This window comes from Streptomyces sp. A0642, assembly GCF_004795105.1.
Lineage (GTDB): Bacteria > Actinomycetota > Actinomycetes > Streptomycetales > Streptomycetaceae > Streptomyces.
In genome coordinates this window covers 68,410-83,691 of record NZ_SSBL01000028.1, presented here as the reverse complement: position 1 = coordinate 83,691, position 15,282 = coordinate 68,410, and the positions used below count along the sequence as shown (strand labels likewise).

Sequence of the window (15,282 nt, the reverse complement as noted above, 5' to 3'; positions counted from 1 at the left end):
TTGAGGGGTTAAGGCTCCCAGTAGACGACTGGGTTGATAGGCCAGATGTGGAAGCCCGGTAACGGGTGGAGCTGACTGGTACTAATAGGCCGAGGGCTTGTCCTCAGTTGCTCGCGTCCACTGTGTTAGTTCTGAAATAACGAACGGCCGTGTTTTGTTCCGGTGTTGGTTAATTTCATAGTGTTTCGGTGGTCATTGCGTTAGGGAAACGCCCGGTTACATTCCGAACCCGGAAGCTAAGCCTTTCAGCGCCGATGGTACTGCAGGGGGGACCCTGTGGGAGAGTAGGACGCCGCCGAACTCCTTTTGATAGTTAAGCCCCGTGCCCTTGTGGCACGGGGCTTTTCTGCGTTCCGGACCAGAAGCGATCAGTTATGCCCGTGCCCCACCGGTTCGACGCCGATCCGACCCCTGGGCTGCCCATGCGGGCTTCCACGTGTCGCCCTCGGGTCGACTGGGTTGTGCGCCGAGATACTCGCGGAGAGCAGCGAGGGCGGGGTGGGGGTTGTCCCGACGCCAGATCAGCGAGTGCGGGTACACGGGCGTGGGGTCCGTCACCGGGATGCGCCGCAGCCCATGGCCGGCGGGCCAGATGAGTCGGCTGTGCTCACCCATGAAGGTGGCAAGGGCCGGCGTGTCCGCGATGGTGTCGAGCAGCGCATCGGAGCCGAAGTTGGGGCCCGTCGCCTCGACGCTGAGACCGAATTCGGCGACGAGCGCGTCGTAATACGCGCCCCACTCGGTACCGGGCACAATGCCGGGCATCCAGATCCGGTGACCGACGAGCTGAGCGAGGGTCACCGACTTGGCGCCCGCCAGCGCGTGGGCCGGGCCGACGAGGAGTTGCAGCGGCTCGTCGAGCACCGGCACGGACACGATGTCTTCAGGAAGAGGCTGTCCGGGCGCGGCGACAGCACGGAAGGACACGTCGATCGCACCGGAACGGATGGCCGCGACAGCCGTCTCGATCTCGAACAGCATCAGCACGTCCAGCTCGACCTCTGGGTGCGCGCGGTGGAATCCGCGCATCAGGCCCGACTGCGCGCTGCGCGAGGCGATCACATCGACGCGCAACGGGCGTCGGCCCGCACGGACGGACGCCACCGCACGCTCGGCGACACGCAGTAGCTCGCGCGCGTGCGGCAGGAGCGCCTGGCCGTCAATGGTCAGCTCGGCACCCCGCGGCGTACGGGTGAACAGCCGCACGCCGAGGTCCTTCTCCCAAACGGAGATGCGTCGGGAGACGGCCTGCTGGGTGATCGAGAGCTCGGCTGCGGCTTCTTGGAACTGGCCCGTGTCGGCGACGGCGACGAAGGTGCGTACGGCTTCGAGATCCATGCTGGTCCACGGTAGTTCACAACAGAATGTTGTGGAGTGCCGCCGGATTCGTTGTTTGACCTGCTGTTCTCCCGCTCGATTAGCTTTCCCCGATCAAAGTCTGTTTGTTCGGTGAGACCTCAAGGGGCTGGGCATGGCGGGGAGCTCTCTGGGCCGGTCTTTCGGGTGGCTGTGGGCGGCGTACGCGGTCAGCACGTTCGGCACGCGGCTGGCGTTCGACGCGTTTGCTCTCATCGCGATCCTGGCGCTGCACGCGGGGCCGGCCCAGGTGTCGGTGCTGGCGGCCACGGGGCTCGCGGTGGGGGCCGCGATAGCCGTACCGCTGGGACCGTGGGTGGAGTTCCGCCGTAAGCGACCGGTGATGGTGGCGATGGATCTGACCCGCTTCGCAGCGCTGATGAGCGTTCCCGTCGCGTACCTATGCGGTCTGCTCGGCTTCGTTCAGCTCCTGATCGTGTCCGTCCTTGTCGGTGCGGCCGACATCGCCTTCAACGCCGCCAGTGGCGCGTACCTGAAAGCGCTCGTGCGGCCGGAGGACCTGCTCGCCGCGAACGGGCGGTTCGAGTCCACGGCCTGGACGGCCACCGTGCTCGGACCGCCGGCCGGGACGGCCGCTATCGGGTTCTTCGGGCCGGTGACCACGGTGGTGGCCGACGCGGTCAGTTATCTGCTCTCGGCCGCAGGGATCCGTGCGATCGGCGGCACCGAGCCGCGTCCGGTGCGCACCGGTTCGTCGCGGCTCCGGTGGCGCGACGTGGTCGAAGGATGGCGGTACATCCTGACCCACCCGGCCCTGCGTCCTCTGTTCTTCAACACAGTCCTGATCAGCGGTCTGATCATGGCGACCTCTCCGCTGCTTGCTGTTCTCATGCTCGGCGACCTCGGATTCGCTCCCTGGCAGTACGGCCTCGCCTTCGGTCTGCCGTGCGTCGGAGGCATCGTCGGCTCGCGGCTGGCCCACCGGCTGGTCGCCCGGTTCGGGCGACACAGGGTTCTGCTCATCGTCGGGTCACTGCGCGCGTGCTGGTCGCTCGGGCTGGCCTTCATCGGGCCCGGCGTCTTCGGACTCGTGCTCGTCATCTCGGTCGAGTTCGGGCTGATCACCTGTATGGGCGTGTTCAACCCGGTCTTCGCCACCTACCGGCTCGAGCAGCTCCCGACCGACCGGATCGTCCGCACTCTGTCGGCGTGGTCGGTCACCAGCAAGGTGACCGTCGCGGCCATGACCGGACTGTGGGGCCTGCTGGCCGGCGTCACCGGGCCGCGCGCCGCGATCGCCCTCGCCGGTCTTCTCATGCTGTTCACTCCGTTCCTGCTTCCCCGGCGCGATCACACGTCGCACCCTGAGCAGGACCCGGCTCTGAGTACCCCGTGACGCCGAGCCGTCTGCCCCTCTTGGGGCGGCCGATCCGTGGGTCCGTGGACACTAGAGCCTGCCGGCTGCCTTGAGCGCCAGGTAGGCGTCGGCGAGAGAGGGCGCGAGATTGTTCGGGGTGGCGTCCACGACGACCACGCCATGGCGTCGAAGTCGGTCCGCAGTACGTTCCCGGTCTGCCTGGGCACGGGCCCCCGCAGCGGCCTCGTAAATCGCGTCCACGGTGCCCCTCGCCCTGGCCATGGCCTCGATGTGCGGGTCACGCACAGCTGCCAGGAGCACGGTATGGCGCTGGGTGAGACGGGGAAGCACGGGCAGCAGGCCCTCTTCGACGGGAGCCGCGTCCAGACTGGTCAGCAGCACGATCAAGGAGCGTCGAGGAGCGTTGGTCAACGCGGCGGCGCTCAGACCGCGGGCATCGGTTTCCACGAGCTCCGGCTCCAGCGGGGCGAGAGCGTCGACCATGGCCGACAGGACTTCGCCTGCCGCCCGGCCCCGCACCTGGGCCCGTACGCGGCGGTCGTACGCGAGGAGGTCCACCCGGTCGCCGGCACGCGTGGCCAGCGCGGTGAGGAGCAGGGCGGCGTCCATCGACGCGTCGAGGCGGGGCACGTCGCCGACGCGGCCCGCCGACGTGCGGCCGGTGTCGAGGACGATCAGGATGTGCCGGTCTCGCTCGGGACGCCAGGTGCGTACGGCGACCGCCGACCGGCGGGCGGTGGCCCGCCAGTCGATCGACCGGGTGTCGTCGCCTGGCACGTAGTCGCGCAGACTGTCGAATTCCGTGCCCTCCCCCCGGGTGAGGAGACTGGTGCGGCCGTCGAGTTCGCGCAGCCGGGCAAGGCGGGACGGCAGGTGTTTGCGGCTCGTGAAGGGCGGCAGGACACGGACCGTCCAAGGGACGCGGTGACTGCCCTGGCGGGCCGCGAGTCCGAGCGGACCGTAGGAGCGGACCGTGATCTGCTCGGCTCGGCGGTCGCCGCGGCGGGTGGGGCGCAGAACCGTGGTGACACGGCGGCGCTCGCCGGGCGGGACGTCCAGTGTGTGGCGGGACGCCGCCTGATCCGTGCCCGGGAACCAGCTGCTGGGAGGCCATGCGTCGCGCAGGTGTGCTCGAAGGCGGCGGCGCGAAGGGTTGACTACGGTGAGTTGCACTTCGGCGCTGTCACCGAGTCGAACGGTTGTATCACCGGATCGGGTGAAACGGAGCGGGCGCACTGGCGCTGCCAGGGCGTAGTCCCACAGAATTGCTAGAGAGAGCGGGGCATTGACCGCGAGCATACCCGTCCAGCTCGGGGCCAGAATGCCTACAGGGAGTGACCCTAGAGCGGCGAGCAGAGCGGTTCGTCCGGTAAGGGCCACCATTCACCGCCTCAACGGGGTACGGGGACGTGGGCGAGGACAGCGGTGATGACGGAGTCCGGCGTGACTCCCTCCATCTCCGCTTCGGGCCGCAGTTGTATGCGGTGCCGGAGCGTGGGGAGCGCGAGGGCTTTCACGTCGTCGGGGGTGACGTAGTCGCGGCCGGTGAGCCAGGCCCAGGCTCGGGCAGTGGAGAGCAGAGCAGTGGCGCCTCGGGGTGAGACACCCAGGGAGAGCGAGGGGGATTCACGCGTGGCACGACAGATATCCACGACATAGCCGGCGATCTCGGGAGAGACGGTGGTCCTGGCGACAGCGGAGCGAGCGGCCTCCAGATCGGCCGGCCCGGCGACCGGGCGTATGCCCGCCGCCCGCAGGTCGCGGGGGTTGAAGCCGTCGGCGTGGCGGGTGAGGACGTCGATCTCGTCGTCGCGGGACGGCAGAGGGACCGTCAGTTTGAGGAGAAACCGGTCCAACTGGGCCTCGGGGAGGGGATAGGTGCCCTCGTATTCCACGGGGTTCTGGGTGGCTGCCACCAGGAAGGGGTCCGGGAGGGGACGAGGGATTCCGTCCACGGTGACCTGGCGTTCCTCCATCGCTTCCAGAAGGGAGGACTGGGTCTTGGGGGGAGTCCGGTTGATCTCGTCGGCGAGCAGGAGGTTGGTGAACACCGGCCCCGGCTGGAAGGAGAACTCGGCGGTACGGGCGTCGTAGACCAGTGACCCGGTGACGTCGCTCGGCATCAGGTCGGGGGTGAACTGGACTCGCTTGGTGTCGAGTTCGAGGGACGCGGCCAGGGCTCTGACCAAGAGGGTCTTGGCCACGCCGGGGACGCCTTCGAGCAGGACATGGCCTCGGCAGAGCAGCGCGACGACGAGACCGGTGACCGCCGGGTCCTGGCCGACCACGGCCTTCGCGATCTCGGAGCGCAGCGCTTCCAGGGAGGCGCGGGCGGCGGCGTCGCCGGTGACGGTCCCGGTCGTCCCGGCGGAGATGGGGGGCGGGGCGCTCATGAGGTACGGACCTCTCTTTCGAGGGTGTCGAGTTGGTCTGCCAGCAGTACGAGAGCGGCGTCGTCGGAAGGGACCGAGCCGAAGAGCAGTTCATGGAGGCCGGGCTCGTCAGCGCTGCGGCGCACCGATACCGCGGGGAGAAGGATCGCGGGGGAGTGGGCGTCGCGTGGGGAGACGCCGAGGAGGGGGGCGATGCGGGTACGCGTGGCGTGGCGCAGTGAGGCGGCGGCCCGGTCGTGGGCGTTGGCCTTGCGCTGGAGGCGAGCACGGCCCTCGGTGGATTCCGAGGCGCGAATGGCCACGGGCAGGCGTTCGGCGACCACGGGGCCCAGGCGCCGCGCCCGCCAGACGGCAGCGAGGACGGCGGCGAGGGCGAGCTGAAGGGTTCCCCAGAGCCAGCCCGAGGGGATCAGGTCGGCGAAGCTGCTGTCGCCGTCCGTGCTGTCGCCGTCCGTGCTGTGGTCCTGGTCTCCGCTGCCGCCCGCGGCGGAGGGGTCACTGAGTGAGGGGAGGTACCAGACCAGATGGGGGCGGGAGCCGAGGAGTTGAAGCGCGAGGGCGGCATTGCCCTCGTGGTCCAGACGGTCGTTGTAGAGGAGGTCGGCGGATCCGAGCAGGACGGTGTCGCCCGCTGTCGGCTGCTTCAGCGTCAGCAACGAGGGAAGGCCGCCGGCCGGGTAGCAGCCGAGGGTGTCGAGACCTTCCGCCGCGTAGACGAAGCCTCCTGTCTCCGCCTCGCCGGCCTGGCCTGCGGCGGGGAGGGAGCACTGGGGGGCACGCGTGGAGACGGGGACGGAGGAGCGTGCGCGGACACCGGGGACCAGTGCGCCCACGGAGGGCGGGCCCGCGGCGAGGAGCACGGTCCGGCCGCCCGTGTCGGTGGTCGCCGCGTGCAGAACGCTCTGCTGCGAGGGCGTCAGAAGATTGGGGGCGGTGACGAGCAGCGTGGTGTCGGAGCCTGCTGCGGACATGGCGGCCCGCAGGGTGGTGACGACGCGGACGGAGACGCCGCGGTCCTTGAGGAGCTCGGCAACGGCCCTGCTGCCGAAACGGTCTGCGGAGCGGGGATCGAGCCGGCCGTGCTGGTCTGCGGAGCGGGTGGCCGCGAGGGCGATGGCTGCGGTGACGAGCAAGAGGAGAGCGAGCAGCAGTCCGCGGCTGCGCGTCCACCACTGACGCGGAGTGAGGGACGCGGACGTGGAGGGGGTGGCGGGCGCCGTCGGAGTGAGGGAAGCGGGAGTGGCGGGGGCGGAGGATCTCGTGGCCGCGTTCATTCGGCGGCTCCCGCTACGGCGCCGGACAGTTGCGGTGTTGCGGACTCCAGGTCGAGGTCCAGGGCGAGCAGGGTCAGATACGTCTGCTCGTCGGCTGAGCGGCCGCCGTATGTGACGTCGTCGAACGCCCGGGCCGCCGCCCGGAGACGGGTGGCGTGTTCGGGCAGGGTGCGGCCCGCTTCCGTGGCGGCCTCATCGGCGGTGCGTCCGGGGCGGGCGTCGAGCAGGGCACGTTGCTCCAGGGAGCGGACGAGGGCGCGCATCCGCTCCTGGACCGCCAGGCTCCAGTGGCCGGCCGCGGCGTGGGCTTCCGCTGCGGCACGGTGTTCGGCTGCGCCGAGGGGGCCGCTTTCGAAGAGGGCGTCCGCCGCTCTCAGGGAGCGTTGCGGCGTGCCCAGGCGCCACAGGAGGGCGGCGATCAGAGCGATGACGACCACGACCAGCAGGACCAGGCCCACGGGTCCGCCGGGGGCGGCACCCGAGGCGCTCGAGAGGAGGCCGCCGATCCAGTCCCACAGATGGTCCAGGGCACGCTGGAGCGGGTTCGGATCGTTCTCGTGGTACATCGGCTTGGACAGTTCGTGCCGTGCGGCTTCGCGGGCGGGTACCCGCGGGGTGTCCACGGGTATGTCGCCGCTTGCCCGGATCAGTAGTTCTGCTGCTGTGCCACCCGCCCCCGACACAGCGTCAGCTCCTGTTGTCGTCGTAGCCGGTGAGACCGGCTGCCCTGGCGAGGTCGAGGTCGAGCGCTTCGCGCCGGATGCGCTGATCCACGTAGAGGAGGGCCATGACACCGGCGGACAGCGGATAGGTGATCGTCGCGATGACCACGTCGCCGATGGCGGAGACGATCAGGAACGGCCAGCCGAAGTCCGTGGCCTCGCCGGTGAGGAAGGCACTCAGGCCTCCGTCGTCCACGGCGAGCGCGATGAGGCCGAAGGGCACGCCGATCACGAGCGTCACGATGAGCGTCAGCAGCCAGGTGAGCGCGAGGATGCCGAAGGTCCGCCACCAGGCGCCGCGAACCAGTTTGGCCGAGCGCCGCATCGAAGCGGTGATCGACTGCCGTTCCAGCATCAGCGCCGGGGAGGCGAGGCAGAAACGGACCAGGAGCCAGAGGAACACGACGCCGGCGGCCAGCAGTCCGAGGAAGGCGAGGCCGACGCCTGCCGTGTCGCCGATCAGGAAGCCCGGAAGGATGCCCGCGGTCATGATGGCCGCGGCCATGAGAGCGAGCAGAGAGGTCAGGCCCAGGAGCGGCAGCAGCCGGGGGCGGGCTTCGGCCCAGGCGTCGGAGAGCGTGACGGGGCGGCCCAGCACCGAGCGGCTGATCACCACGGTGAGCACCGCGGTGGTGAATATCGTCGCGAGCATCGAGATGAGCAGCGGCGGGGCGGCGTTGAGCAGGTCGGAGCGGAGCGAGTCGGCGGCCTGACGCAGTGCCTCCGAACCGGTGGCGTTCCGGTCGATCGACGGGGACTCCGGCAGAAGGTACTTCTGCACCAGCAGGTTCGCGGTCTGGGCGATCACGGAGACGGTGAGAGTGATGCCGAGGACCGTGCGCCAGTGCGCGCGCATGGTGGAGACGGCACCGTCCAGGATCTCGCCGACACCCAGCGGTCGCAGGGGGATGACGCCGGGCTTGGCGGCCGCGGGTGGGCGCCCCCAGCCGGGTCCCTGGGGGGGAACGCCCCAGCCGGGGTAGGGCGGCGGCGTGCCGGGACGGGGTGCGGAACTGCTCGGTGGGGACCACTGCCCTGCGGGGGGCTGGGTGGAAGACCAGTTCCCCGCGGGTCCGCTGCCGTCGACGGGCTCGGAAGGCCGGGGGACGCCTGCCTCCTGGTCGTCGGAGGGGGCAGATCCGGGCGAGGCCCAGCCCGGAGTGTCGTTCATTCGCGCTCCTTCACGGTCCTGTCCGCTCATCGGGGCGTCAGGTTGGCAGCCATCGTGCCACGCGCCGAAGCCGTCCGGGCCTGGCCCTGTATCTCCTTCGTTCCTTCGTGCTCGGGCGCCCCACGGGGCAGACTGGACGGATGGCTGATCATGACGCGCAATCGCCGGTGGGCAGCGAGCCCGCCGCGCTTCCCGTACTTCGCTGGGACGAGCCCCCGGAAGGCCCGGTGCTGGTGCTTCTCGACCAGACGAGGCTGCCGGGGGAGGAGGCGGAGCTGGCGTGTACCGACGTTCCCGCGCTGGTCGAGGCGATCCGGACCCTGGCGGTACGCGGAGCACCGCTGCTGGGCATCGCAGGGGCCTACGGGGTGGCCCTGGCCGCCGCGCGGGGCTTTGACGTCGCGGAGGCCGCGGGCCTGCTGGAACAGGCGCGGCCCACCGCGGTGAATCTCGGGTACGGCGTGCGGCGTGCCGCCGGGGCGTACTGGGGGGCCGTCGACCAGGGAGCCGGTCCGGAACGCGCGGCGGCGGTGGCGCTGGACGAGGCCCGGGCGCTGCACCGGGAGGATGCCGCGGCCAGCGCGGCCATGGCCCGGTTCGGGCTCGCCCTCCTGGACGAGCTGGTGCCCGGGGGCACCCACCGGCTGCTGACCCACTGCAATACCGGATCGCTCGTCTCGGGGGGCGAGGGGACGGCGTTCGCGGTGGCGCTCGGTGCGCACAGGGAGGGCCGGCTCACGCGGCTGTGGGTGGACGAGACCCGTCCGCTGCTGCAGGGCTCCCGCTTGACGGCGTACGAGGCGGCGCGCCACGGCATGCCCTACAGCCTGCTCACGGACAACGCCGCGGGGTCGCTGTTCGCCGCCGGGGAGGTGGACGCCGTGCTCATCGGGGCCGACCGCATCGCCGCGGACGGATCGGTGGCCAACAAGGTGGGGAGCTATCCGCTCGCGGTCCTCGCGAAGTATCACCACGTACCGTTCATCGTGGTGGCACCCACGACGACCGTGGATCTGCACACCGCGGACGGCGCGTCCATCACGGTGGAGCAGCGTCCGGCCTGGGAGGTGACTGAGGTCACATCGCCTCAGCCGGGGGCTGAGGGGAGGGCTGCGGGCGGAGTGCCCGTGGCACCGGTGGGAACCCCGGCGTACAACCCCGCGTTCGACATCACGCCGCCGGAGCTGGTCACGGCGATCGTCACGGAGGAGGGCGTAATCTCCCCGGTCACAGGGGTCGGACTGGCAGAGCTGTGTGCCAGGTCATCGCAGATAACGATTAGCTAATGGGATGATGTCGTTTATGAAGGGACGCGTCCTTGTCGTCGACGACGACACCGCACTCGCCGAGATGCTCGGGATTGTGCTGCGTGGTGAGGGGTTCGAGCCGTCGTTCGTAGCGGACGGCGACAAGGCACTTGCTGCATTTCGTGAGGCGAAGCCGGACCTGGTTCTGCTGGATCTCATGCTGCCCGGTAGGGACGGCATCGAGGTCTGCAGGCTGATCAGGGCCGAGTCCGGCGTGCCGATCGTCATGCTCACTGCCAAGAGCGACACGGTTGACGTGGTGGTGGGCCTGGAGTCCGGGGCCGACGACTACATCGTCAAGCCGTTCAAACCTAAGGAGTTGGTTGCCCGGATCAGGGCACGTTTGCGCAGGTCCGAGGAACCGGCCCCGGAACAGCTGACCATCGGGGACCTCGTCATAGATGTGGCCGGGCACTCGGTGAAGCGGGACGGGCAGTCCATCGCCCTGACCCCGCTGGAGTTCGACCTGCTGGTCGCGCTCGCCCGCAAGCCGTGGCAGGTCTTCACCCGTGAGGTGCTCCTCGAGCAGGTCTGGGGATACCGCCACGCCGCCGACACGCGCCTGGTGAACGTGCATGTCCAGCGGCTCCGCTCCAAGGTCGAGAAGGACCCTGAGCGGCCGGAGATCGTCGTGACCGTCCGAGGCGTCGGTTACAAGGCCGGGCCGAGCTGACATGTCCCTGGGTAGCACTGCTCCGAAGCCCGGGGAGCCGGGAGTCCGTGCGGAGCGGGCTGCCGGTTCAGGGCACACGTCATCGCCGCTGGGGCGTTTCCTGCAGGGCGGCCGGTTGTTCCAGGACCGGGCGCCCGGCGGGCCGGTGCCGCGACTGCTGATGCGTTGGGTGCGGCGTCCGCTGCTGCCTGCCGTACGGCTGTGGCGGCGCAACCTCCAGCTACGGGTCGTCGCCGGCACCCTCCTGATGTCGCTCGGTGTGGTGCTGCTGCTCGGCCTCGTCGTGATCGGGCAGGTGCGCAACGGTCTGCTCGAGGCGAAGGGCAAGGCCGCCCAGACACAGGCCGCGGGAGGCTTCGCGGCCGCCCAGGAGAAGGCGGTCGCGCCGATCGGCCCCGGCAGCCAGGGCGGTGACGCGGCGGACGGCACGACGGCCAACAACTCCTGGCGCACCGAGCTCGTCGACCAGCTCGCCAGTGGTGGGAAGAACGCCTTCAACGTGGTGGCGCTCAGCGCCGACGAGGGGTCACGTGCGCCCCGCGGCTCGGGCAGCGTCGAGGCAGCGAGCATTCCGCAGAAGCTGCGCGAGTCGGTGAACAAGGGCCCGGGCGCCTTTCAGACGTACTCCCAGATCAAGTACGCGAACGGGCACGAAGCGCAGCCCGGTCTCATCGTGGGCAAGCGGCTCTACGACATCGACCGCAATCCGTACCAGCTGTACTACGTCTTCCCGCTGACCCAGGAGGAGAAGTCCCTGACGCTGGTCAGGGGCACGCTGGCGACCGCGGGGCTGTTCGTGGTCGTGCTGCTCGGGGCCATCGCGTGGTTCGTGGTGCGCCAGGTCGTCACGCCCGTCCGCATGGCGGCGGGGATCGCCGAACGGCTCTCGGCCGGCCGGCTCCAGGAGCGGATGAAGGTCACCGGCGAGGACGACATCGCCCGGCTCGGTGAGGCCTTCAACAAGATGGCGCAGAACCTCCAGCTCAAGATCCAGCAGCTGGAGGAGCTCTCCCGCATGCAGCGGCGCTTCGTCTCGGACGTCTCGCACGAGCTGCGGACGCCCCTGACGACCGTCCGGATGGCCGCCGACGTCATCCACGAGGCGCGCGTCGACTTCGACCCGGTCACGGCCCGTTCCGCGGAACTCCTCGGGGACCAGCTCGACCGCTTCGAGTCCCTGCTGTCCGATCTGCTGGAGATCAGCCGGTTCGATGCCGGCGCCGCGGCGCTGGAGGCGGAGCCGATAGACCTGCGGCAGGTCGTGCGCCGGGTGATCGGTGGCGCCGAGCCGCTGGCCGAGCGCAAGGGCACCCGGATCCGGGTGGTCGGCGACGAGCAGCCGGTGATCGCCGAGGCCGACGGGCGACGCGTCGAGAGGGTCCTGCGCAACCTGGTCGTCAACGCCGTCGAGCACGGCGAAGGACGCGATGTCGTGGTGCGGCTCGGGGTGGCCGGCGGAGCGGTCGCCGTCGCCGTCCGGGACTACGGCGTGGGGCTGAAGCCCGGCGAGGCGACCCGGGTGTTCAACCGCTTCTGGCGTGCCGACCCGGCCCGGGCCAGGACGACCGGAGGCACCGGACTCGGACTCTCCATCGCCGTCGAGGACGCGCGGCTGCACGGCGGCTGGCTCCAGGCCTGGGGCGAACCCGGCGGGGGTTCGCAGTTCCGGCTGACGCTCCCGCGTACCGCGGACGAGCCGCTGCGCGGTTCGCCGATACCGCTGGAGCCGGAGGATTCGCGGCGCAACCGTGAGAACCGGGAGCGGGCGGTGCCCGCTCCCGGCCAGGGCAGTGAGCACAGGCTGGTGGCGGTGCCTTCGCAGGCGGCCACCGACCGGGGGGCACTGTCCGTACCGGCCCGCGCCCCGATGCCGGGCCGGACCGCACCGGCCTCGGTGCATCCGGCGGCCCTCCCGGGCAACGGCGCCCGTGTGGTGCCGCGTCCCGCGGGGGACCGCCCGGACCGTCACAACGACTTCCCGGGGCAGGAACCGGGGCGGGAGGACACGACTCGTGGGCACTGACCGTCGTCAGGGCGGCCGTGGACGTGCGGCGGGGGCGACCGTGCTGTTCGGATGCGGCGCCGTGCTGCTGTCCGCGTGCGGCTCGATGCCCGTCACCGGGGACGTCAAGGCGGTGGACGCCTCGCAGCCCGGTGACTCGCAGGTGCAGGTGTACGCGGTCGCTCCACGTGACGGCGCCACTCCGAACGAGGTGGTGGACGGCTTCCTGGAGTCGATGACCAGCGACGACTCCGATTTCCGGACGACGCGCGAGTACCTCACCAAGGAGGCGTCGAGGAACTGGAAGCCCGGCGCGCTCACCACGGTTCTGGCCAAGGCCCCGAACCGCAGCGACCGGCCCGTCCATGAGAGCGACCGCAGCACCAACGAGGTCAGCTTCACCCTGACCGGCGAGAAGGTGGCGACGGTCGACGACCAGAACGCCTACCAGCCGCTCGCCCCGGCGGACTACTCCCGCACCCTGCACCTGGTGCGGCAGAACGGCCCGGACGGCAAGCAGTGGCGCATCGACCTCGTGCCGGACGGCCTGGTGCTGGGGCAGTCGGACTTCAAGCGCCTCTACCGTTCCGTCAACAAGTTCTACTTCGCCACGGGGCGGAGCGAGGCGCAGTCCACGCTGGTGGCCGACCCCGTCTACATCCGTAACCGGACCGATCCGGCCACCGGCATGGACACCGTGACACAGGCCGTCCGCAGCCTCCTGAGGGGGCCGACGGACTGGCTGCGACCGGTGGTCGCGTCCCGCTTCCTCCCGGGAACCGGGCTGCGGAAGGGCGTCACGTCCCTGACCCCCGACGACCGCAACGTGCTGAAGGTCCCGCTCAACAAGAAGGCCGACGGGGCCGGACAGCGCGTCTGCCGGATGATGGCCTCGCAGGTGCTGTTCACCCTCCGGGACCTGACGTCCGCACGCGTCGAGCAGGTCGAGCTCCAGCGTTCCGACGGGTCGGCGCTGTGTGTGCTGGGAGCGGACCAGGCCGAGGAGTACGCCCCGGACGGCTCGTCCGGCGGCCCCGACAGCCAGTACTTCGTCGATGCCAAGGGGCACGTGGAGCGCATTCCGGGCAGCACCCGGGGCAGTGGGGAGCCGGCCCCGGTCGCCGGTCCCTTCGGCAGCGGTCCGCTGCGAGTGAGCGCGGTCGGCGTGGCCCGGGACGAGCAGTCGGCGGCAGCGCTCTCGCAGCGCAGGGACGCGCTCTATGTCGCCTCCATCGCCACCGCAGGGGAGCTTCCGCCGCCGGCGGTGACCAGCAAGGCCCCGAAGGCCGGAGACCGCCTGACGGCGCCGAGCTGGGACAGCCGGGGCGACCTCTGGGTCGCCGACCGCGACCCGGACCACTCGCGACTGCTGCGACTGGCCGCGGGCACCGGCGAACCCCAGGAGGTCAGCGTCCCGCTCGTGGACGGCAGCCGGATCACGGCACTGCGCCTTTCCTCGGACGGCGTGCGCATCGCGCTGCTGCTCACCCGGGACGGCCGGACGACGCTGAAGATCGGCCGGATCGAGCGGCAGGGCCCGCAGGGCGAGGAACAGGTCTCCGTGGTGGACCTGCGGCAGGCCGCCCCGCAGCTTGCCGATGTGACCGCGATGTCGTGGTCGGGCGGCAGCCGTCTCGTGGTGGTCGGCAAGGAAGAGGGAGGCGTGCAGCAGGTCCGCTACGTGCAGGCGGACGGTTCCACACCCTCCTCGGGCGTGCTCCCCGGGGTCAACCAGGTGCGGGCCATAGCGGCGGCGGACGACGAACACCTGCCGCTCATGGCGGACACGGTCGGCGACGGGATAGTGAAACTGCTGCCCGGCGACAACTGGCAGACCGTGCTGAAGGAAGGCTCCGCGCTGGTCTACCCCGGCTGAGACCGGCGGAGACCGGCGGACACCGGTTGTGACCGGCGGACACCGGCTGAGACCGGCGGACACCGGCGGACGGACGGTGTCCCGCGGCGGCCGGGGGGTTGTCCACAGGGGTGGCCCCGGCTGTCCCGGCACGGGCACAGTGGAGCCATGCGCGGGTGGTGGCGGGAGATCGCCGGACTGGTCCTGCCGGTGGACTGCGGAGGCTGCGGCCGGCCGCGGACCGAGCTGTGCGAGGAGTGCGCCGCCCAGTTGCACGGCGGTGCGCCGCGCCGGGTGAGACCCGATCCGGAACCCGTCGGGCTGCCCGTCGTGCACGCGGCCGCCGGCTACGCGAACGCGGTACGCGCTGTGCTGCTGGCCCACAAGGAGCGGGGTGTACTCGGCCTGGCCGGGGCCGCCGGAAGGGCGCTGGCGGGTGCGGTGAGGGCCGGGGCGGGGGCATCGCCGGAGGAGGGGCCCCTGCTGCTGGTACCCGTTCCGTCGGCGCGGCGGGCCGTCGCGGCGCGCGGGCACGACCCGGCCCGCCGTATGGCCCTGGCGGCCGCCGCCGAACTGCGGCGCACGGGCACTCCCGCACGGGTGGCCGGTGTGCTGCGCCAGCGGCGTCCGGTGGCTGATCAGTCGGGGCTCGGAGCCCAGGAGCGGGGGGCGAACCTCGCGGGGGCGCTGGGGGTCGTGGCCGGGGGCGGGCGGCTGCTCGCCACCGGACGGGTGGTGCTGGTGGACGACCTGTTGACGACGGGCGCCTCGCTGGCCGAAGCGGCACGGGCGGTCGAAGCGGCCGGCGGGTGGGGGAGGGCCGGTCCCGGGGCGCGTCACGCGGCCGTCGTCGCAGCATCTCCTTCCGCCTTCGAAATAAACCGGAACCCGAACTGAACTTGCATCGTTGCAGGTGGTGAGCGGGTAAAAGGGCCTGAACGGAGGTACGTGCGAGTAGCGGGTGCCGACATCCGTCCCGGCAGGCTATGTTCGGTTGTGAGGAATGGTGAATGCCGGCCCTCGACGAATGCACCACCAGGTTTCGGGCAGGCAACACAGTGAAGTTCGGAATCCGGGAATTCGGTGGGGTGGAGACCCTGCCGATGGGGGAGGAGGAGGTGGAAGTCACCGAGTCCGCGGCTCCGGTCAACACCGGGGCCTGGTGCAAAAGGGAGATGCTCCGCCACTGA

At 70.7% G+C, this 15,282-nt stretch carries 13 protein-coding genes and 2 rRNA genes; 9 read left to right on the top strand and 6 right to left on the bottom strand.

Going from position 1 to position 15,282, the window contains the following annotated elements:
* Both E6R60_RS31270 and rrf read left to right on the top strand, forming a co-directional pair.
* Positions 1 to 105, top strand: a 23S ribosomal RNA gene (locus E6R60_RS31270); the annotation flags it as partial.
* Between the two features lie 79 nt (positions 106 to 184).
* A 5S ribosomal RNA gene (gene rrf, locus E6R60_RS31265) occupies positions 185 to 301 on the top strand.
* 71 nt (positions 302 to 372) lie between these two features.
* Here the strand turns inward: rrf and E6R60_RS31260 are convergent.
* A complete protein-coding gene (locus E6R60_RS31260) occupies positions 373 to 1,338 on the bottom strand; it encodes a LysR family transcriptional regulator (protein ID WP_136330067.1) in 966 nt (321 codons plus the stop codon).
* Positions 1,339 to 1,471: 133 nt separating this feature from the next.
* Here E6R60_RS31260 and E6R60_RS31255 point away from each other — a divergent pair, with 133 nt between their 5' ends.
* Positions 1,472 to 2,713, top strand: a complete 1,242-nt coding sequence (locus E6R60_RS31255; protein ID WP_136330066.1) for an MFS transporter — start codon at positions 1,472 to 1,474, stop codon at positions 2,711 to 2,713.
* Between the two features lie 51 nt (positions 2,714 to 2,764).
* On the opposite strand, the gene E6R60_RS31250 is transcribed toward E6R60_RS31255, so the two are convergent.
* The 5 genes from E6R60_RS31250 to E6R60_RS31230 all read right to left on the bottom strand — a co-directional run bounded on the left by E6R60_RS31250 (position 2,765) and on the right by E6R60_RS31230 (position 8,255).
* Complete coding sequence (locus E6R60_RS31250) at positions 2,765 to 4,075, bottom strand: DUF58 domain-containing protein (RefSeq protein WP_136330078.1); 1,311 nt, start codon at positions 4,073 to 4,075, stop codon at positions 2,765 to 2,767.
* An 11-nt stretch (positions 4,076 to 4,086) separates the two neighbouring features.
* Positions 4,087 to 5,088, bottom strand: a complete 1,002-nt coding sequence (locus E6R60_RS31245; RefSeq protein WP_136330065.1) for a MoxR family ATPase — start codon at positions 5,086 to 5,088, stop codon at positions 4,087 to 4,089.
* The gene (locus E6R60_RS31240) at positions 5,085 to 6,362 is read right to left on the bottom strand and encodes a DUF4350 domain-containing protein (RefSeq protein WP_136330064.1); all 1,278 of its coding nucleotides are present in this window, start codon (positions 6,360 to 6,362) and stop codon (positions 5,085 to 5,087) included. The genes E6R60_RS31245 and E6R60_RS31240 overlap by 4 nt, the downstream gene beginning before the upstream one ends.
* Positions 6,359 to 6,985 (bottom strand): DUF4129 domain-containing protein, encoded by a 627-nt coding sequence (locus tag E6R60_RS31235; RefSeq protein ID WP_240802755.1) that lies wholly within the window; start codon positions 6,983 to 6,985, stop codon positions 6,359 to 6,361. Before E6R60_RS31235 ends, E6R60_RS31240 begins: the two co-directional genes overlap by 4 nt.
* 64 nt (positions 6,986 to 7,049) lie before the next feature.
* Entirely contained in the window at positions 7,050 to 8,255 is a 1,206-nt protein-coding gene (locus E6R60_RS31230; RefSeq protein WP_136330063.1) for a glycerophosphoryl diester phosphodiesterase membrane domain-containing protein, read from the bottom strand.
* A 140-nt stretch (positions 8,256 to 8,395) separates the two neighbouring features.
* Here E6R60_RS31230 and mtnA point away from each other — a divergent pair, with 140 nt between their 5' ends.
* From mtnA to E6R60_RS31200, 6 genes are all read left to right on the top strand, one after another.
* Positions 8,396 to 9,541 carry an S-methyl-5-thioribose-1-phosphate isomerase gene (mtnA, locus tag E6R60_RS31225; RefSeq protein WP_136330062.1) on the top strand — a complete coding sequence of 382 codons (1,146 nt, stop codon included), beginning with the start codon at positions 8,396 to 8,398 and terminating at the stop codon, positions 9,539 to 9,541.
* Between the two features lie 4 nt (positions 9,542 to 9,545).
* Positions 9,546 to 10,235 (top strand): two-component system response regulator MtrA, encoded by a 690-nt coding sequence (mtrA, locus tag E6R60_RS31220; protein WP_005316841.1) that lies wholly within the window; start codon positions 9,546 to 9,548, stop codon positions 10,233 to 10,235.
* Position 10,236: 1 nt separating this feature from the next.
* On the top strand, positions 10,237 to 12,258 hold the full coding sequence (mtrB, locus tag E6R60_RS31215; protein WP_206309565.1) for an MtrAB system histidine kinase MtrB: 2,022 nt from the start codon (positions 10,237 to 10,239) through the stop codon (positions 12,256 to 12,258).
* A gap of 85 nt (positions 12,259 to 12,343) precedes the next feature.
* Positions 12,344 to 14,113, top strand: a complete 1,770-nt coding sequence (locus E6R60_RS31210) for an LpqB family beta-propeller domain-containing protein (RefSeq protein ID WP_136330076.1) — start codon at positions 12,344 to 12,346, stop codon at positions 14,111 to 14,113.
* Between the two features lie 147 nt (positions 14,114 to 14,260).
* Entirely contained in the window at positions 14,261 to 14,989 is a 729-nt protein-coding gene (locus E6R60_RS31205) for a ComF family protein (protein ID WP_136330061.1), read from the top strand.
* 113 nt (positions 14,990 to 15,102) lie between these two features.
* Positions 15,103 to 15,282: a hypothetical protein gene (locus tag E6R60_RS31200; RefSeq protein ID WP_136330060.1), complete on the top strand. Its 180-nt coding sequence runs from the start codon at positions 15,103 to 15,105 to the stop codon at positions 15,280 to 15,282.

Excerpts from the sequence above, each read along its gene's own strand:
- E6R60_RS31210 (WP_136330076.1), top strand. The coding sequence starts at position 12,344 with ATGCCCGTCACCGGGGACGTCAAGGCGGTGGACGCCTCGCAGCCCGGT.
- mtrA (WP_005316841.1), top strand. The coding sequence starts at position 9,546 with ATGATGTCGTTTATGAAGGGACGCGTCCTTGTCGTCGACGACGACACC.
- E6R60_RS31245 (WP_136330065.1), bottom strand. The coding sequence starts at position 5,088 with ATGAGCGCCCCGCCCCCCATCTCCGCCGGGACGACCGGGACCGTCACC.
- E6R60_RS31200 (WP_136330060.1), top strand. The coding sequence starts at position 15,103 with ATGCCGGCCCTCGACGAATGCACCACCAGGTTTCGGGCAGGCAACACA.
- E6R60_RS31205 (WP_136330061.1), top strand. The coding sequence starts at position 14,261 with ATGCGCGGGTGGTGGCGGGAGATCGCCGGACTGGTCCTGCCGGTGGAC.
- E6R60_RS31255 (WP_136330066.1), top strand. The coding sequence starts at position 1,472 with ATGGCGGGGAGCTCTCTGGGCCGGTCTTTCGGGTGGCTGTGGGCGGCG.
- mtrB (WP_206309565.1), top strand. The coding sequence starts at position 10,237 with ATGTCCCTGGGTAGCACTGCTCCGAAGCCCGGGGAGCCGGGAGTCCGT.
- mtnA (WP_136330062.1), top strand. The coding sequence starts at position 8,396 with ATGGCTGATCATGACGCGCAATCGCCGGTGGGCAGCGAGCCCGCCGCG.
- E6R60_RS31260 (WP_136330067.1), bottom strand. The coding sequence starts at position 1,338 with ATGGATCTCGAAGCCGTACGCACCTTCGTCGCCGTCGCCGACACGGGC.
- E6R60_RS31230 (WP_136330063.1), bottom strand. The coding sequence starts at position 8,255 with ATGAACGACACTCCGGGCTGGGCCTCGCCCGGATCTGCCCCCTCCGAC.
- E6R60_RS31240 (WP_136330064.1), bottom strand. The coding sequence starts at position 6,362 with ATGAACGCGGCCACGAGATCCTCCGCCCCCGCCACTCCCGCTTCCCTC.